Source organism: Streptomyces filipinensis, from assembly GCF_014649495.1.
GTDB classification, from domain to species: domain Bacteria; phylum Actinomycetota; class Actinomycetes; order Streptomycetales; family Streptomycetaceae; genus Streptomyces; species Streptomyces filipinensis.
Genome location: NZ_BMTD01000028.1, coordinates 20,604 through 37,291 on the forward strand (window position 1 = coordinate 20,604; position 16,688 = coordinate 37,291).

General features: G+C 71.2%; 17 protein-coding genes and 2 riboswitches. Of the genes, 9 read left to right on the forward strand and 8 right to left on the reverse strand.

Features of this window, described 5'->3' with window-relative positions:
* Nucleotides 1-109 precede the first annotated feature (109 nt).
* The 6 genes from IE244_RS37755 to IE244_RS37780 all read left to right on the forward strand — a co-directional run bounded on the left by IE244_RS37755 (nucleotide 110) and on the right by IE244_RS37780 (nucleotide 5,443).
* The gene (locus tag IE244_RS37755; protein ID WP_229854679.1) at nucleotides 110-1,336 is read left to right on the forward strand and encodes a L,D-transpeptidase; all 1,227 of its coding nucleotides are present in this window, start codon (nucleotides 110-112) and stop codon (nucleotides 1,334-1,336) included.
* 79 nt (nucleotides 1,337-1,415) lie between these two features.
* A complete protein-coding gene (locus IE244_RS37760; protein ID WP_031172892.1) occupies nucleotides 1,416-2,183 on the forward strand; it encodes an enoyl-CoA hydratase/isomerase family protein in 768 nt (255 codons plus the stop codon).
* Between the two features lie 340 nt (nucleotides 2,184-2,523).
* Nucleotides 2,524-3,027 (forward strand): ATP-binding protein, encoded by a 504-nt coding sequence (locus IE244_RS37765; protein ID WP_191878098.1) that lies wholly within the window; start codon nucleotides 2,524-2,526, stop codon nucleotides 3,025-3,027.
* A 77-nt stretch (nucleotides 3,028-3,104) separates the two neighbouring features.
* Nucleotides 3,105-3,896, forward strand: a complete 792-nt coding sequence (locus IE244_RS37770) for a polysaccharide deacetylase family protein (protein ID WP_191878099.1) — start codon at nucleotides 3,105-3,107, stop codon at nucleotides 3,894-3,896.
* Complete coding sequence (locus IE244_RS37775; RefSeq protein ID WP_191878100.1) at nucleotides 3,896-5,080, forward strand: YncE family protein; 1,185 nt, start codon at nucleotides 3,896-3,898, stop codon at nucleotides 5,078-5,080. Before IE244_RS37770 ends, IE244_RS37775 begins: the two co-directional genes overlap by 1 nt.
* Nucleotides 5,081-5,230: 150 nt before the next feature.
* Nucleotides 5,231-5,443, forward strand: a complete 213-nt coding sequence (locus IE244_RS37780) for an EF-hand domain-containing protein (RefSeq protein ID WP_031172885.1) — start codon at nucleotides 5,231-5,233, stop codon at nucleotides 5,441-5,443.
* Nucleotides 5,444-5,483: 40 nt separating this feature from the next.
* On the opposite strand, the gene IE244_RS37785 is transcribed toward IE244_RS37780, so the two are convergent.
* Together IE244_RS37785 and IE244_RS37790 are read right to left on the reverse strand one after the other, a co-directional pair.
* On the reverse strand, nucleotides 5,484-6,269 hold the full coding sequence (locus IE244_RS37785) for an ABC transporter ATP-binding protein (RefSeq protein ID WP_191878101.1): 786 nt from the start codon (nucleotides 6,267-6,269) through the stop codon (nucleotides 5,484-5,486).
* A 274-nt stretch (nucleotides 6,270-6,543) separates the two neighbouring features.
* A complete protein-coding gene (locus tag IE244_RS37790; protein WP_191878102.1) occupies nucleotides 6,544-7,464 on the reverse strand; it encodes an AraC family transcriptional regulator in 921 nt (306 codons plus the stop codon).
* Between the two features lie 101 nt (nucleotides 7,465-7,565).
* Between IE244_RS37790 and IE244_RS37795 the strand changes: the two genes are divergently transcribed.
* Nucleotides 7,566-8,558, forward strand: coding sequence for a zinc-dependent alcohol dehydrogenase family protein (locus IE244_RS37795; protein WP_191878103.1), 993 nt, complete (start codon nucleotides 7,566-7,568; stop codon nucleotides 8,556-8,558).
* A 105-nt stretch (nucleotides 8,559-8,663) separates the two neighbouring features.
* Entirely contained in the window at nucleotides 8,664-9,326 is a 663-nt protein-coding gene (locus IE244_RS37800) for an NADPH-dependent F420 reductase (RefSeq protein WP_191878104.1), read from the forward strand.
* Nucleotides 9,327-9,338: 12 nt separating this feature from the next.
* Here the strand turns inward: IE244_RS37800 and IE244_RS37805 are convergent, their stop codons facing one another.
* From IE244_RS37805 to gcvT, 6 genes are all read right to left on the reverse strand, one after another.
* On the reverse strand, nucleotides 9,339-9,893 hold the full coding sequence (locus tag IE244_RS37805; RefSeq protein WP_191878105.1) for a glycoside hydrolase family 25 protein: 555 nt from the start codon (nucleotides 9,891-9,893) through the stop codon (nucleotides 9,339-9,341).
* Between the two features lie 53 nt (nucleotides 9,894-9,946).
* A complete protein-coding gene (locus IE244_RS37810; RefSeq protein ID WP_191878106.1) occupies nucleotides 9,947-10,984 on the reverse strand; it encodes a phosphatidylinositol-specific phospholipase C domain-containing protein in 1,038 nt (345 codons plus the stop codon).
* A 168-nt stretch (nucleotides 10,985-11,152) separates the two neighbouring features.
* The gene (locus IE244_RS37815) at nucleotides 11,153-12,520 is read right to left on the reverse strand and encodes an L-serine ammonia-lyase (protein WP_191878107.1); all 1,368 of its coding nucleotides are present in this window, start codon (nucleotides 12,518-12,520) and stop codon (nucleotides 11,153-11,155) included.
* 61 nt (nucleotides 12,521-12,581) lie between these two features.
* Nucleotides 12,582-13,847, reverse strand: a complete 1,266-nt coding sequence (glyA, locus tag IE244_RS37820) for a serine hydroxymethyltransferase (protein WP_229854681.1) — start codon at nucleotides 13,845-13,847, stop codon at nucleotides 12,582-12,584.
* A 14-nt stretch (nucleotides 13,848-13,861) separates the two neighbouring features.
* Nucleotides 13,862-14,239 carry a glycine cleavage system protein GcvH gene (gene gcvH / locus IE244_RS37825; protein WP_191878108.1) on the reverse strand — a complete coding sequence of 126 codons (378 nt, stop codon included), beginning with the start codon at nucleotides 14,237-14,239 and terminating at the stop codon, nucleotides 13,862-13,864.
* Between the two features lie 115 nt (nucleotides 14,240-14,354).
* Nucleotides 14,355-15,473, reverse strand: a complete 1,119-nt coding sequence (gene gcvT / locus IE244_RS37830; RefSeq protein ID WP_191878109.1) for a glycine cleavage system aminomethyltransferase GcvT — start codon at nucleotides 15,471-15,473, stop codon at nucleotides 14,355-14,357.
* Nucleotides 15,474-15,517: 44 nt separating this feature from the next.
* Nucleotides 15,518-15,630: riboswitch (glycine riboswitch) on the reverse strand.
* A riboswitch (glycine riboswitch) is annotated at nucleotides 15,631-15,728 on the reverse strand.
* Between the two features lie 178 nt (nucleotides 15,729-15,906).
* Here gcvT and IE244_RS37835 point away from each other — a divergent pair.
* Nucleotides 15,907-16,578, forward strand: coding sequence for an AAA family ATPase (locus tag IE244_RS37835; RefSeq protein WP_191878110.1), 672 nt, complete (start codon nucleotides 15,907-15,909; stop codon nucleotides 16,576-16,578).
* The last annotated feature ends 110 nt before the right edge of the window (nucleotides 16,579-16,688 follow it).

Consider the following 16,688-nt stretch of genomic DNA (forward strand, 5'->3'; position numbering starts at 1 on the left):
CAATGGTGACATTCGCCTGACACCCAGCTCAAAACCGGCCGGTTAATATGCGCGCACACCAATGTGGTGGGGGAGCGTGCCGGACCAGGTCCGGCGAGGGGAGAACGCGTTGAACGTGCGGCCTATATCGGGGGCGTCGGTGGCGGGGCGGCGAGGCCGTAGGGGGCCGGCTCTCATAGCCGGCGCCCTGGTGCTCTCCCTCGCGGCGTGCGGCGGGGGCGGCGACAAGGGCTCGGGCAAGGGCCACGACGGCGGGACGCAGCAGGCGAAGCAGCAGTCCACCGCCGCCGTCACCATAGCGCCCAAGTCGGGCGCCACCGACGTCGACACCAGCGGCGCGCTCAAGGTGGACGTCGCCAAGGGCAAGCTGACCGAGGTCACCGTCAAGGACGCCAAGGGCCGGGCGGTCGCCGGCACCGTCGCCGGCGGGGGCGCGTCCTGGACGCCGTCGACGCATCTGGCCGCGTCGACCAAGTACACCGTGCACGCGGTCGCCAAGGACTCCGAGGGCCGCGAGTCCGCCGAGGACTCCTCCTTCACCACCCTGACCCCGAAGAACACCTTCCTCGGCTCCTTCACCCCCGAGGACGGCTCCACCGTCGGCGTCGGCATGCCGTTCTCGGTCAACTTCACCCGGGGCATCACGCACCCGGACGCCGTCGAGAAGGCCATCAGGATCAGGACCGAGCCGGCCGTCGACGTCGAGGGCCACTGGTTCGGCAACGACCGCCTGGACTTCCGGCCGGAGAAGTACTGGAAGGAAGGCACGAAGGTCACCGTCGACCTCGACCTGGACGGCGTCGAGGGCCGCGACGGCGTCTACGGCAAGCAGCACCGGACCGTGAAGTTCACCATCGGCCGCAACCAGGTCTCCGTCGTGGACGCCAAGAAGCACACGATGAAGGTCACCCAGGACGGCAAGGTCATCAAGACCGTCCCGGTCACCACCGGCAAGCCCGGCTACGACACCTGGAACGGCCAGATGGTCATCAGCGAGAAGCTCGCGGTGACCCGGATGAACGGCGAGACCGTCGGCTACGGCGGCGAGTACGACATCAAGGACGTCCCGCACGCCATGCGCCTGACCACCTCCGGCACCTTCCTGCACGGCAACTACTGGGGCGGCGACGCGTTCGGCAACTACAACGCCAGCCACGGCTGCGTCGGCCTGCGCGACGTGCGCGGCGGCTACGACGGATCCACCCCGGCCGCCTGGATGTTCAACCACTCCCTCATCGGCGACGTGGTGATCGTGAAGAACTCCCACGACCGCACGGTGGACCCGGCCAACGGGTTCAACGGGTGGAACCTGTCCTGGGCGGACTGGACGAAGTAGATCCCTGAGCGACGCGGGGCCCGGTGCTGTGAGGTACGGCACCGGGCCCGTCGTCGTTAATCCCCGTTAACCTGCCTCCATGACCGTGAATCTCGAAGTCGCCGAAGGCGTCGGAACCCTGCGCCTGGACCGGCCGCCGATGAACGCGCTGGACGTCGCCACCCAGGACCGGCTGAAGGAGCTCGCCGAGGAGGCCACACGCCGTGACGACGTGCGCGCCGTGGTGATCTACGGCGGCGAGCGGGTGTTCGCGGCGGGCGCGGACATCAAGGAGATGCAGAACATGGACCACACCGCGATGGTCCTGCGCGCCCGAGCCCTGCAGGACTCCTTCACGGCCGTGGCCCGCATCCCCAAGCCCGTCGTCGCCGCCATCACCGGCTACGCCCTCGGCGGTGGCTGCGAACTGGCGCTGTGCGCCGACTACCGCATCGCCGCCGACAACGCCAAGCTCGGCCAGCCCGAGATCCTGCTCGGCCTGATCCCGGGCGCCGGCGGCACCCAGCGGCTGCCCCGGCTGGTCGGCCCCTCCAAGGCCAAGGACCTCATCTTCACCGGCCGTCAGGTGAGGGCCGACGAGGCCCTGGCGATCGGCCTGGTGGACCGCGTCGTCCCGGCCGCCGAGGTGTACGAACAGGCGCACGCCTGGGCCGCGAAGCTCGCCCAGGGCCCGTCGATCGCCCTGCGCGCGGCGAAGGAGTCGGTCGACACCGGCCTGGAGACCGACATCGACACCGGCCTCGCCGTCGAACGGAACTGGTTCGCGGGCCTGTTCGCCACCGAGGACCGCGAGCGGGGCATGCGCAGCTTCGTGGAGGAGGGGCCGGGCAAGGCGAAGTTCCTCTGAGGGCCCCTCGGGCCCTCGCCGGTCCACCGCGGTTTCACCGGTCGTCAGCGGTGTGAACTTTCCCGTAACTCCTGCAAGTCCTCCTGTCCTTGACGCCTCGTCTCATCCGGGTACCTCGATGGGGCGGTTTATGGGAGCCTTAAGGCGGCCTTAAGCCTGCCCTGTCGAGGGAGCCTGTCGATTGCCCGGAAGTGAGCCGTCTTCGCAGGTCAATCGGGATGTACTGGCGAGCAACATGCCGTCGGCATATGTCGGCAGACCGGCGGAGAGCGGGGGCGCACAGAGGGCGTATTCCTCCGGAACGGCCCCCGAGGCGGCTCCGGGCCGCCATGATGGGGGCATGGCGGGGCTGGAGGGCATCGAACAGCCGCGGGGACACAGCCGTGCGGCCGCGGCGCGCTGGTCGCCCGCGGTCGAGGACGAACAGGCGCTCAAGGCGCTCGAACTGTTCGGCAACCCGGCGGAGGCGGAAGTACCGCTGCCGTCCCGCCCCGAGTCCGCGGCCACCGCCCGCCGGCTCGCCCAGGTCGTCGTCCTGCGCACCTGGCGGCTGTCCCCCAGACTGGCGGAAGACGCCGTCTTGCTCGTGTCGGAACTGGTCGGCAACGCCGTACGGCACACCGGGGCCCGGGTCTTCGGCCTCCGGATGCGCCGCCGCACCGGCTGGATCCGCGTCGAGGTCCGCGATCCCTCCCGCGGCCTGCCCTGTCTGATGCCGGTCCAGGAACTGGACGTCAGCGGCCGCGGACTGTTCCTCGTGGACAAGCTCTCCGACCGCTGGGGCGTGGACCTGCTGCCGCGCGGCAAGACCACCTGGTTCGAGATGCGGGTCGCCGACCGGTAGCACCGATCAGGCGACTACGACCCGAAATCGTCCCCCTTTCGGGGCAATCAGACGTTTTCTTACCTACCGCCCCTTAAATGGTGCGGGTGACCACCACCAACCGCCGCGACGTGCTGCGCGCGGGCGCCGGGCTCGCCGCCGGCGGCGCGCTCGCCGCCGGTTGCGGCGCGGGCCACGCCGCCCCGTCCCCCACCCCGGCCGCCCCGTCCCCCTCCGGCCGGCCCGCGGCCAGCGCCAAGGCCGCCCCCGCCCCCCATGCGTACCCCGGACAGCCCGCCCAGATCACCCACGGCCCGCGCACCCGGTCCCAGGTCGCCCTCACCTTCCACGGCCAGGGCGACCCCGTCATCGCCCACTCCCTGCTCACCACGGCGGAGCAGCACGGCGCCCGGCTCACCGTGCTCGCCGTCGGCACCTGGCTCGACGAACACCCCGACATCGCCCGCCGGATCCTCGACGGCGGTCACGACCTCGGCAACCACACCCAGCGGCACATCTCCGTCAACGACCTGCCCGAGGCGGGCGCCCGCAAGGAGATCACCGACTGCGCGGACCGGCTGAAGCGGCTCACCGGTTCCATCGGCACCTGGTTCCGCCCCTCCCGCTCGCCGACCGCCTCCCCGCTGGTCGCCCGGCTCGCCCGCACCGCCGGCTACCCGCACGTGCTGTCGTACGACGTGGACTCGCTCGACTACACCCGCCCCGGAGCGGCCGCCGTCACCCGCAACGTCCTCGCCGACGTGCGCGGCGGGTCGGTGGTGAGCCTGCACTTCGGATACCCGGACACGGTCGCCGCCCTGCCCGCCCTCCTCCACGAACTCGACCGCCGTGGACTGCGCGCGGTCACCACCACGGAGCTGCTGAGCTGATGCGAACCTTGAAAGCCGCCCGCCTGCTGGCCGCCGGTGCCGCCCTCACCGCCCTGGCGCTGCTGTCCGCATGCGATTCCGCCTCCCCGCACCACGCCAACGAGGCCGGCAGCAAGGCTCCGGTCCAGCCCCGGGTGGACCAGCCGCGGGTGAACGTGCTGCCCGGGATGCCGCCGGTCGAGGACCCGAAGGACCTCTACTCCGCCGACCGCCCTGGCCGGCTCTCACCGGTCGTCAGGGACTTCCCGTCCCGCGTGTACGTCCCCAACACCAACTCGGACACCGTCACCGTCATCGACCCGGAGACCTACAAGGCCATCGACACGATCCCGGTCGGCCGCCAGCCCCAGCACGTGGTGCCGTCCTGGGACCTGAAGACCCTCTGGGTCAACAACGACCTCGGCAACAGCCTCACCCCGATCGACCCGCGGACCGGCCGGGCCGGCAAGGCCGTCGACGTGCACGATCCCTACAACCTGTACTTCACGCCCGACGGCAGATACGCCGTCGTCATGGCCTCCATGGACCGCGAGCTCGTCTTCCGCGACGCCCACACCATGAAGACCGTCAAGGCCCTGCCGGTCAGCTGCTACGGCGTCAACCACGCCGACTTCTCGCCGGACGGGCGCTACTTCATCGTCTCCTGCGAGTTCAGCGGCGAGGTCCTCAAGGTCGACACCGCGAAGATGAAGGTCATCGAGCAGGAGAAGCTCCCGTACCACGGGGCGATGCCGCAGGACGTCAAGATCTCCCCGGACGGCAAGCTGTTCTACATCGCCGACATGATGGCCAACGGCCTGTGGATCCTCGACGGCGACAAGTTCACCCGGCCCCGCTTCCTCTACACCGGCAAGGGCGCCCACGGTCTCTACGTCAGCCGTGACTCCCGCGAGATGTACGTCTCCAACCGCGGCGAGGGCACCATCTCCGTCTTCGACTTCGCCCAGAACCGGCTGACCAGGAAGTGGCACCTGCCCGGCGGCGGCAGCCCCGACATGGGCGGCGTCTCCGCCGACGGCAAGGTGCTGTGGCTGTCCGGCCGCTACAACTCCGAGGTGTACGCCATCGACACCCGCACGGGGACGGAACTGGCCCGCATCAGGGTCGGCAGCGGCCCGCACGGCCTGGCCGTCTATCCGCAGCCGGGCCGCTACTCGCTCGGACACACCGGCATCTTCCGCTGACCCCGTTCCGGCCGGGCACACCGCGAGGGCCGGCCGGGTCGAGGCCGCCTTCCACCGGCCGTGGCACCGAGGGGTCGTCCCGGGCCGTTAATCTGACCAGCGTCAGTACGCCAGCACGGCATGAGAAACACGAACAAAAGGGGCGGATCGGTGGCGGACATCGAGGAAGCACGCAAGCAGTTCCAGCGGATCGACGCGGACGGTGACGGATTCATCACCGCCGCCGAGTTCAAGTCCGCCCTGGCCCAGGAGGGTGACTGGAACGTCACCGAGACGGTCGCGGCGGCCATCATCAAGACCCGCGACCTCAACGGCGACAAGGTCCTGTCCTTCGACGAGTTCTGGGCCTACCTGAACAAGTGACGTGCGCGAAGGGGGCCCTCGCAGAGGAGGGCCCCCTTCGTCATGCCCGCCGGATCCTCACGCTCCAGCGCCCCTCGTGCCGCTCCAGCGCCAGCGGCAGGTCGAAGCACTTGCCGACCTGGTCGCCGGTGAGGACCTTCTCGGCGCGCCCCTGCGCGATCACCCGGCCGTCCCGCAGCAGCACGGCGTGCGTGGTGCCGGCCGGCAGCTCCTCCAGGTGGTGGGTGACGAGCACGGTCGCCAGCGCCGGATGGGCGAGCCGCAGCTCCTCCAGCGCATCGATCAGCTGCTCCCGGCCCTGCAGGTCGAGTCCGGTCGCGGGCTCGTCCAGGAGCAGCAGCCGCGGCTCCGGCATCAGCGCCCGCGCGATCAGGGTCCGGGCGCGCTGGCCCTGCGAGAGCGTCGGCCAGCGGGCGTCCCGGAGCGCGCCGAGCCCCAGCGTGGCCATGAGTGCCTCGGCCCGTTCCCGCTGCTTCGGGGACGGCCGCCACCGCGGCACCGGCTCCACGGAGTTCGTCACCCCGGTGAGCACCACGTCCCGCACGGCCAGCGGAGAGGTCAGCGGATGCCGCGGATTGACATGCCCGACGTGCGCCCGCAGCTCCCGCAGGTCCACCCGGCCCAGCCGCCGCCCGAGCACCTCGACCGCGCCCCGGGTCGGATGGACGACCGCACCGAGCAGCCCCAGCAGCGTGGACTTGCCCGCGCCGTTCGCGCCGAGCAGCGCCCAGTGCTCACCGGCCCGGACGGTGAGGGACACCTCCTGGAGGATGGGCCGCCCGTCCCGGACGAAGTCGACGCCGTCCGCGCGCAGCACCTCGCTCACCGGGCCACCGCCCGGTTCCGGCACGCCCGCCGCACGCACCGGTGCGTCCGTGTGCCCCGGAAGGCCGCCATGTCAGCGATGTCAGTGATGTCAGCCATCGGGCCGGCCTCTTGCGCGAAGAGATTCAGAACGAGGGTCACCGGAGCGACGTTACCGGTCCGCTCCCCGTCGGCACACCGACATCACGGCCACGTCCACGGGACCGGCCGGACCGGCCCGCTCCCGTAACTCGGCCGCGACGCCGCGCAGTTCGGGGGGAGAGCGGCCGGCCGGCCTACGCCGCGTCCCTGCGGTACCGGCCCGGTGCCACCCCGTACTCCCGCTTGAAGGCCTTGGCGAAGGCGAACTCCGAGGTGTAGCCGACGCGTCCGGCGATCTCGCGCAGCGAGAGGTCGTCGTGGCGCAGCAGCCGGCCCGCCGTCGTCATCCGCCACCAGGTCAGATACGCCAGCGGCGGCTCGCCCACCAGCGCCGCGAACCGGCGCGCGAAGGCCGCGCGGGACAGCCCGCCGACGGCGCCGAGCTCCGCCACCGTCCAGGCACGCGCCGGCTCGCCGTGGATCGCGCGGAGCGCCGCCGCGACCGCCGGATCGCCCAGCGCCGCCGCCCAGCCCCGCGCCCGGCCCGCCGCGCGCTCGCTCTCCCACCAGGCCCGCAGGATGTACAGCAGCAGTGTGTCCAGCAACGAGGTGACGATCGCGTCGGTGCCCGGCCGCTGCTCCTCCAGCTCCATCCCGAGCAGCTCCACCGCGGCCCGCAGCGAGCGGTGGCTGCCGACCCGGGCGGGCAGGTGCACGACCTCCGGCAGCTCGGCCAGCAGCCGGTGCGCCCGGTCCCGGTCCAGCCGGTAGGTCCCGCACAGGGTGACGGTGTCCGGGCAGCCCTCCCGCGGTTCCTCGGGCGGCACCCCGCTCCAGGTGCCGTCCGGCAGCAGCCGTATCTCCTGCGTGGTGACGCCGGGCGCGCTGACCAGCGAGTGTCCGAGCCCGTGCGCGAGGAAGACGACGTCGCCCGGGGCCAGCGCCACCGGCTCCCCGTCGTGCGGGACCAGCCAGGCCGAGCCGCGCAGCACCACATGGAACCCGGCCTCGTCCGCGGCGGCGAACCTGAGCCCCCAGGGTGCGTACTTGTACCGGCGCGAGGAGTGCGGCCGGCCGATGCGCATGGCCGCGACGACATCGCTGAGTACGTCCATGCCCCGTACCCTAGCGGGGCCGCCACACGGAAGACGTACGGACAGGAAACGAAGACCAGGGGACATGGAACGTCTTCCCCGCCGGACTTAGCGTCGACGGCATGACAACTTCCGCACACACTGTGCTCTTTCACGAGACCGGCGGCCCCGACGTCCTCACGGTCGAGGAGGTCGCCCTGCCGGACCCCGGGCCGGGCGAGGTGCTGGTGAAGGTCGAGGCGCTCGGGCTGAACCGGGCCGAGGCGATGCTGCGCGCCGGGACCTACTGGTACCAGCCGGCCCTGCCGGGCTCCCGCAACGGCTACGAAGCCGCCGGCGCGGTGGCCGCCGTCGGCGAGGGCGTGACGGCGATCGTCGCCGGCGACCCCGTCCTCGCCGCGGCGAACTTCAACCTCAGCTCCCACGGCGTCTACGGCGACCTGGTGCTGCTGCCCGAGACGTCGATCGTGCCGCGCCCGGCCGGCATCGACGCGGTCACCGCAGCCGCCGTCTGGCTCACCTACACGACGGCCTACGGGGCCCTGATCGAGCGGGCGGGCCTGGCGGCCGGGGACCATGTGCTGATCACCGGGGCGTCCAGCGGGGCCGGCACCGCGGCGATCCAGGTGGCCCGGCGGGCCGGTGCGGTGCCGATCGCCACCACACGCACCGAGGCCAAGCGCAAGGCGCTGCTCGACCTGGGTGCCGAGCATGTGATCGTCACCGACGAGGAGGACCCGGTCGAGGAGACTCGACGGCTGACCGGCGGCCGTGGCGCCGAGGTCATCATGGACGCGATCGGCGGTCCGGTCTTCCGGGAACTGGGCGGAGCCGCCGCCGACGACTCCACCATGATCAGCTACGGGTGGCTGTCGGAGCGGCCCATCGAACTGCCCCGGAACTGGCCCGTCACCGTCCACGGCTACAGCAACTTCACCGTGACCGGCACCGCCGAGGGCCGGCGCCGCGCCGCCCACTACCTCGGCTCCGGCCTCACCGACGGCACCCTGCGCCCGGTGATCGCCGAGGTGTTCGACGGACTCGGCACGATGGCGGACGCGCACCGCCTGATGGAGTCCAACCGGCACACGGGCAAGATCGTCGTACGCCCCTGAGCCCGTCCGTCCGATCGCCGCGGCGCGGAATAGCGCCCGCGCCGACGGGGTTGTCGCCGACAACAGACGCATGCACATGCATGGAAGAACCCTGGAGGGCCTGTCATGAAGATCGGCATCATCGGCGCGGGGAACATCGGCGGCAACCTCACCCGGCGGCTCACCGCCCTCGGCCACGACGTCTTCGTGGCCAACTCCCGCGGCCCCGAGACACTCAGGGAACTGGCCGAGGAGACCGGCGCGACCGCGGTCCGGGCCGAGGAAGCGGCCCGCGGGGCCCAGGTCGTGGTCGTCACCGTGCCGCTCAAGGCGGTCCCGGACCTGCCCTCCGGTCTGCTGGACGGCGCCGCCGAGGGCGTGGCGGTGATCGACACCGGCAACTACTACCCGCAGCAGCGCGACGGCCGTATCGCGGCCATCGAGGACGAGGGCGTGACCGAGAGCCGCTGGACCGAACGGCACCTCGGCCACCCGGTGATCAAGGCCTTCAACGGCACCTACGCCCAGGACATCCTGGACCGCCCGCGCCCCGCGGGCGACCCCGAGCGCATCGCCCTCCCGGTCGCCGGCGACGACGAACGGGCCAAGCGCACCGTCCGCGCCCTCATCGACGAACTCGGCTTCGACACGGTCGACGCGGGCCCCCTCGACACCTCCTGGCGCCAACAGCCCGGCACCCCGGTCTACGGCCTCCGCGCCGGTGTGGAGGCGGTGCGCAAGGCCCTGGCGGAAGCCTCCCCGGAACGCCCGGCGGACTTCCGGGGCTGAGCCCTCCCCGCCTCAGGGCGTGGCCCACTCCTTCAGTGCGGCCTTGCTGGCGAAGTCGGCCACGTCCTTGTCGTGCGGCTCGCTGCCGTACTGGTGGAACCGCCACTTCGCCTTGATGCGGGGCTTGCCGGCGGTGACGTAGTCGGCGATCCAGAGGCCGTCGCCCGCGTAGGAGGTGGTGTCGATGTTCAGCCAGAAATCACGATTGCAGTAGAGCACGACCCGGTTGTGCGGCCGTAACTCCTTCAGCGTGCGGATGAAGCGGTCCTTCTCCGCGTTGCTCGCGTGCGTCCCGTCGCCCGTGGTCTCCCAGTCGACCGCGAGGACGTCGCCCGCGCGGTCCGGGGCGTGCCGGACGAAGTACTCGGCCTGGGCGGTGAGGTCGCCAGGCCACAGGAAGTGGTAGAAGCCGACGACCAGTCCGGCGTCACGGCCCCTCTTGGTCTGGGCGGTGAGCCGGGGATTGACGTACGAGCGGCCCTCCGTCGCCTTGATGAAGACGAAGGAGAGGCCGTCCGTGTCGTACGCGGAGGACTGATACGCGCTGACGTCGATGCCGTGGAGCATGCAGGAGTTGTGCCCGTCCCGGCGTCGGCGGAATCCTCAGCTCCGAGTTGTCGTCAGCTCCGGGGAGCGGTCGAACTCAGCACCGATGACGGCTTCGCCGACCAGTCGGACGTGATGATGCTCGCGTGGCCCTTGGCCAGCAGGGCCAGCCGGGCGGCGACTTCGGCGTCCGTCGGGTCGGTGGAGGAGATGGCGGGGGACACCCCGTCGGCGCCGGTCATGATCGAGATGTAGTGGTTGGCCGAGTAGAACGAGGTGTCGTAGCCGTTGTTGACGTACGTCGCCGCGTCACCGTCGAAGAACACGAACCAGGGCCGGATCGAGGTGTCGGAACCCCAGCGGCTCGCCCGCGGGTCGCCGTTCGCCGCGCCGAGCACCGCGGGGAAGGCCTGGGCCTGTGCGATGTTCCCGGCCGCGTACAGGTCGCGCAGGTGGTCGCCGTACTCCTGGTCCGTCCAGTAGTGGTCGAACGGGTTGGCCTGCTCCACCGTGCCCGGGATCAGGTCGAAGAGGAACTTGCCCCTCAGGGAGTCGCGGGAGGGCCAGGCGTTCGCCCTGGCCGCCGCGTCGAGCGAGGAGTACGTCCCGCCGAGCAGGTCGGCCGGCCTGTAGACGCTGCCGCCGAGCTTCTGGGACACGAGCGTGTCGAACGCGTCGGGCCCCATCCCCGCCTTGTTGTTGAAGCCCACCTTCATCTCGACCTTGATGAGGACCGGCGGGTGGTCGGGGTGGAGCTGGTTCCAGGCGGCCATGTTGTCCAGGCAGCTGCCGAGGTCCTGGTTGCGGCTCTTGCTGTACAGCTCGCCCGGGGTCTTCGCGGCCTCGCAGTTGTTGTCGTCGCCCAGCGGATTGCTGTGGCTGACCCGCCACCGGTGCGTGATGCTGTCCACGTACACGTCGAGCTCCAGCAGCGAGGCGCCGGAGTCCAGCGCCTGGGCGAAGTACGTGTACTTGGCCTTGTCGTAGGCGTTGTGCGTGCCGATGGCCGTCGTCTCGGAGAACTTCGGCGCCGCCGCGTGGGCGTTGCCCGGAACCGCCAGTAACAGCGCGGCGGCCCCTGCGGCCGCCGCCAGCCGTCTCACCAACCGCATGTGTGAACTCCCCTTCGCCGATGCCGAGTTGGCGGCAGCGTAGGGGTATGCGGTTACTTGACGGTAGCCCCTGGAGGAACACCGGTCGTGCACCCGGGCACCGGGTCACGACCGGAGTTCACCGCGACAGGGAGGAGGAAGAGGTTCTTCCGGGGCGGTGGAAGGGGCTCAGCACTCGATGATGTTCACGGCGAGCCCGCCCCGGGCCGTCTCCTTGTACTTCACGGACATGTCCGCGCCGGTGTCCTTCATCGTCTTGATGACCTTGTCCAGGGACACCTTGTGGGAGCCGTCGCCGCGCATGGCCATCCTGGCCGCGGTGACCGCCTTGACCGCGGCCATGCCGTTGCGCTCGATGCACGGGATCTGGACCAGGCCGCCGACCGGGTCGCAGGTCAGGCCGAGGTTGTGCTCCATGCCGATCTCGGCGGCGTTCTCGACCTGCTCGGGCGAGCCGCCGAGGACCTCGGCGAGGGCACCCGCGGCCATGGAGCAGGCGGAGCCGACCTCGCCCTGGCAGCCGACCTCGGCGCCGGAGATGGAGGCGTTCTCCTTGAAGAGCATGCCGATCGCGCCGGCGGCCAGAAGGAACCGCACCACGCCGTCCTCGTCGGCGCCGGGGACGAAGTTGATGTAGTAGTGCAGCACCGCCGGGATGATGCCGGCCGCGCCGTTCGTGGGGGCCGTCACCACGCGCCCGCCCGCCGCGTTCTCCTCGTTCACCGCCATCGCGTAGAGCGTGATCCACTCCATCGCGTGCGCCAGCGCTTCTCCCTCGGCGCGCAGCTGGCGCGCGGAGACGGCCGCGCGGCGGCGGACCTTCAGACCGCCGGGCAGGATGCCCTCCCGGGACATGCCGCGCCCGACGCACTCGCGCATCACCCGCCAGATCTCCAGCAGGCCCGCCCGGATCTCCTCCTCGGTGCGCCAGGCCCGCTCGTTCTCCAGCATCAGGGAGGAGATCGACAGACCCGTCTCCTTCGTCAGGCGCAGCAGCTCGTCGCCCGTGCGGAAGGGGTACTTCAGGACCGTGTCGTCCAGCTTGATCCGGTCCGCGCCGACCGCGTCCTCGTCCACGACGAAGCCGCCGCCGACCGAGTAGTACGTCTTCGACAGCAGCTCGGCGCCCGAGCCGTCGTACGCCCATATCGTCATGCCGTTGGCGTGGTACGGCAGGGTCTTGCGGCGGTGCAGGACCAGGTCGTCGTCGAAGGAGAACGGGATCTCGTGCGCGTCGAGGAGGCGGATGCGGCCCGCCTCCTTGATCTTCTCCACCCGCTCGTCCGCGGTCTCCACGTCGACCGTGCGCGGGGAGGCGCCCTCCAGGCCGAGCAGGACCGCCTTCGGGGTGCCGTGACCGTGGCCGGTCGCGCCGAGGGAGCCGTACAGCTCGCAGCGGACGGAGGCCACGGAGGCCAGCAGGTCCTCGTTGCGCAGCCGGTGGGCGAACATCCGCGCCGCGCGCATCGGACCCACCGTGTGGGAGCTGGACGGGCCGATGCCGATCGAGAACAGGTCGAAGACCGAGATGGCCACGGTCACTCCTCAAGACAGGGGGGTGGTGGGGCACCCTTCCTCCGGGTACCCCACCGGGGACTTACTTGTTCAGACCCGGGTACAGCGGGTGCTTGTCGGCGAGCGCCTTCACGCGCGCCTTGAGTGCCTCGGCGTCGTAGGACGGCTTCAGCGTCTCGGCGATCACGTCCGCGACCTCGGCGAAGTCCTCGGCCGTGAAGCCGCGGGTGGCGAGGGCGGGCGTACCGATGCGCAGACCCGAGGTGACCATCGGCGGGCGAGGGTCGTTCGGGACCGCGTTGCGGTTGACCGTGATGCCGACCTCGTGGAGGCGGTCCTCGGCCTGCTGACCGTCCAGCTCGGACGCGCGCAGGTCGACCAGGATCAGGTGCACGTCCGTGCCGCCGGACAGCACGTTCACCCCGGCCTCACGCGCGTCCGCCGCCGTCAGGCGCTCGGCGAGGATGCGGGCACCGTCCACGGTACGCCGCTGGCGCTCCTTGAACTCCTCCGAGGCCGCGACCTTGAAGGAGACCGCCTTCGCCGCGATCACGTGCTCCAGGGGACCGCCCTGGAAGCCCGGGAAGACGGAGGAGTTCAGCTTCTTCGCGAAGTCCTTCTTCGCGAGGATGATGCCGCCGCGCGGGCCGCCGAGGGTCTTGTGCGTGGTGGAGGTCACCACGTCCGCGTACGGAACCGGGTTCGGGTGCAGGCCCGCGGCGACCAGACCGGCGAAGTGCGCCATGTCGACCCACAGGTGGGCCTCGGTCTCGTCGGCGATCCGGCGGAACTCGGCGAAGTCCAGCTGCCGCGGGTACGCCGACCAGCCGGCGATGATCACCTTCGGGCGGTGCTCCTTGGCGAGCCGCTCGACCTCGGCCATGTCGACCAGGCCGGTCTCGGCGTCCACGTGGTAAGCGACCACGTCGAACTGCTTGCCGGAGAAGTTCAGGCGCATGCCGTGGGTCAGGTGGCCGCCGTGGGCGAGGTCCAGGCCGAGGATGGTGTCCCCGGGCTGGGCCAGCGCGAACAGGGCCGCCTGGTTGGCGGAGGCACCGGAGTGGGGCTGGACGTTGGCGTACTCGGCGCCGAACAGCTCCTTGATCCGGTCGATGGCGATCTGCTCGGCGACGTCGACGTGCTCGCAGCCGCCGTAGTAGCGGCGGCCCGGGTAGCCCTCGGCGTACTTGTTCGTCAGCACCGAGCCCTGCGCCTCCATCACCGCGAGCGGCGCGAAGTTCTCGGAGGCGATCATCTCCAGCGTGGACTGCTGGCGGTGGAGCTCGGCGTCGACCGCGGCGGCGATCTCCGGGTCCAGCTCGTGCAGGGACGTGTTCAGGACGGTCATACGGCTACGACTCCTCAGCCGGCGTTCTGGGCGGTGTACTCGTCGGCGGAGAGCAGGTCGGCCGGCTCCTCCGTGACGCGCACCTTGAACAGCCAGCCGCCCTCGAAGGGAGCGGAGTTCACCAGCGACGGGTCGTTGACGACGTCCTCGTTGATCTCGGTGATCTCACCGGTGACCGGCGAGTACAGGTCGGAGACCGACTTGGTGGACTCCAGCTCGCCGCAGGTCTCGCCCGCGGCCACGGTGGAGCCCACGTCGGGGAGCTGGGCGTAGACCACATCGCCGAGCGCGTTCGCCGCGAACTCGGTGATGCCGACCGTCGAGACGCCGTCCTCGGCGGCCGACAGCCACTCGTGCTCCTTGCTGTAGCGCAGGTGGTGGGGGTTGCTCATGGCCTGAATTCTCCTGTACGCGCGGGAGTGCTGGTGAAGGGGGGACTGCTGGACCTGCTCGTGAGCAGGGGAGATGTGCGCAGGGTCACGTCACGCGACGCCGTGCGCCCAGTGTCTACTTCTGTCGCTTGTAGAACGGCAGGGCCACGACCTCGTACGGCTCATGGCTGCCGCGGATGTCCACGCCGACGCCCTCGGTTCCCGGCGCCGCGTGCGCCGCGTCGACGTAGGCCATGGCGATCGGCTTGCCCAGGGTGGGGGAGGGGGCGCCGGAGGTGACCTCGCCGATCACCTCGCCGCCCGCGACGACGGTGTACCCGGAGCGCGGGACGCGCCGGCCCTCGGCGATCAGGCCGACGAGGACCCGCGGCGGGTTCTCCTGGGCCTTCGCGGCGGCCGCGGCGAGCGCCTCGCGTCCCACGAAGTCGCCCTCCTTCTCGAACTTCACCACCCGGCCGAGCCCGGCGTCGAAGGGGGTGAGCGAAGTGGTCAGCTCGTGCCCGTACAGCGGCATGCCCGCCTCCAGGCGCAGGGTGTCCCGGCAGGACAGGCCGCAGGGGACCAGACCGACGCCCTCGCCGGCCTCGGTCAGCGCCTGCCACAGCTCCACGGCGTGCTCCGGCTTCACGAACAGTTCGAAGCCGTCCTCGCCGGTGTAACCGGTGCGGGCGATGAGGGCCGGGACCCCGGCGACCGTGCCGGGCAGGCCGGCGTAGTACTTCAGGCCGTCGAGGTCGGCGTCGGTCACCGACTTCAGGATGCCGGGGGACTCCGGGCCCTGCACGGCGATCAGCGCGTAGGCGTCCCGGTCGTCACGGACCTCGGCGTCGAAGCCGGCGGCGCGCTCGGTCAGCGCGTCCAGCACCACCTGGGCGTTGGAGGCGTTGGCGACCACCATGTACTCGGTCTCGGCGAGGCGGTAGACGATCAGGTCGTCCAGGATGCCGCCGTCGGCCTGGCAGATCATGGTGTAGCGGGCCCGGCCGACGCCCACGGAGGCGATGTTGCCGACCAGGGCGAAGTTCAGCAGGGCGGCGGCCTGCGGGCCGGTCACGGTGATCTCGCCCATGTGGGAGAGGTCGAACAGACCCGCCTTGGTGCGCACGGCCACGTGCTCGTCGCGCTCGGAGCCGTAGCGCAGGGGCATGTCCCAGCCGGCGAAGTCGGTCATCGTCGCGCCGAGCGAGCGATGCAGGGCATCGAGCGCGGTACGACGGATTTCGGTACTGCTCATCGGACGGTCGTCTCCCAGGGCGAAGGCATGACGGGCGAGGTCGTTCCTCCCCATCTGTCATCGGAACCTGAGAGGTTCGCCAGGACCGCCACAGGGGCGATCACGGCTTGCACCTTGGGTGGAGCCACTGTCGCAGCGGCCCGCTTTTCAGATGTGCCTCGCCCGCGCGGTAACGGGGCCTGAGAGATTCAAGGGAGGGACTTGCTCCTTCGGCGCCCCAGCGAAGACTGCTGGGAACTCTCCCGCGCGGATTCAAGCGGCCGGTATGCAGTTGGCGGCCACATCATTGCACGCCGCACCCCCGCCCGTCAGGGCCCGCATCTGTAACCGGGCTGTGGCACTACGCGCACCGAACCGCCGACGACCGTCCATTACCTTCTCTTTACATTGGATGGGCACGGGATGACCGAGCCGACAGGGGAGGACGATCACGGTGAACAGCACCCCGGCGTACGCCACCGCCACCACCGGCGTCACGGTGCCGAAGCAGCCCTCCGCCCCGGCCCGCGAGCGCTGCGCCGACCACCCGGCCCCGGTCGTCCGTGACCTGCGCGAGGGTGCCGGCCGCAGCCCGCACGCCCTGCGCTTCGGCCCCGCGGACCTGGTGGTGATCACCGGCCTGCCCGGCAGCGGCAAGTCCACCCTGATGCGGCGCGCGGTCGCCGGCCGCCGCATCGACTCCCAGGACACCCGCGACCGCTTCGCGACCCGCCTGCCCCGCGCCCTCCCGTACGCCCTCTACCGCCCCCTGGTCCGCCTCGCCCACTACGCCGGCCTGCGCCGCGCCCTGCGCGCCGGCGAGGGCGTCGTCGTCCACGACTGCGGCACCCAGCCCTGGGTGCGCGCCTGGCTCGCCCGCGAGGCGCGCCGGCGCGGCGGCACCCTCCGTCTGCTCCTGCTCGACGTCCCGCCGCAGACCGCCCGCGACGGCCAGCGGACCCGCGGCCGGGGCGTCTCGCGCTACGCCTTCCGCCGCCACCGCCGCACGACCGCCCGGCTGCTCGACGCGGTCGAGCGGGGCGAGCTGCCCGCGGGCTGCGGCTCGGCGGTGCTGCTGGACCGCGCCGCGGCGGACGTCCTGCAGCGGATCGAGTTCAGCGGGTGAGGGGCCTCGTGCGCGGCGGGTGGGGGGAGGGCGCGCGGAGGGTGAGGGGCTGTCACGGGCACCCGCTAGCCTTCATGGTCACAGCAGTGGTTTCCAGCAGGCGGTAGGCA

Coding starts and splice junctions, on each gene's coding strand:
- IE244_RS37760 (WP_031172892.1), top strand. CDS start 1,416: ATGACCGTGAATCTCGAAGTCGCCGAAGGCGTCGGAACCCTGCGCCTG.
- IE244_RS37765 (WP_191878098.1), top strand. CDS start 2,524: ATGGCGGGGCTGGAGGGCATCGAACAGCCGCGGGGACACAGCCGTGCG.
- IE244_RS37770 (WP_191878099.1), top strand. CDS start 3,105: ATGGTGCGGGTGACCACCACCAACCGCCGCGACGTGCTGCGCGCGGGC.
- IE244_RS37775 (WP_191878100.1), top strand. CDS start 3,896: ATGCGAACCTTGAAAGCCGCCCGCCTGCTGGCCGCCGGTGCCGCCCTC.
- IE244_RS37790 (WP_191878102.1), bottom strand. CDS start 7,464: ATGGACGTACTCAGCGATGTCGTCGCGGCCATGCGCATCGGCCGGCCG.
- IE244_RS37795 (WP_191878103.1), top strand. CDS start 7,566: ATGACAACTTCCGCACACACTGTGCTCTTTCACGAGACCGGCGGCCCC.
- IE244_RS37800 (WP_191878104.1), top strand. CDS start 8,664: ATGAAGATCGGCATCATCGGCGCGGGGAACATCGGCGGCAACCTCACC.
- IE244_RS37805 (WP_191878105.1), bottom strand. CDS start 9,893: ATGCTCCACGGCATCGACGTCAGCGCGTATCAGTCCTCCGCGTACGAC.
- IE244_RS37810 (WP_191878106.1), bottom strand. CDS start 10,984: ATGCGGTTGGTGAGACGGCTGGCGGCGGCCGCAGGGGCCGCCGCGCTG.
- glyA (WP_229854681.1), bottom strand. CDS start 13,847: ATGACCGTCCTGAACACGTCCCTGCACGAGCTGGACCCGGAGATCGCC.
- gcvH (WP_191878108.1), bottom strand. CDS start 14,239: ATGAGCAACCCCCACCACCTGCGCTACAGCAAGGAGCACGAGTGGCTG.
- gcvT (WP_191878109.1), bottom strand. CDS start 15,473: ATGAGCAGTACCGAAATCCGTCGTACCGCGCTCGATGCCCTGCATCGC.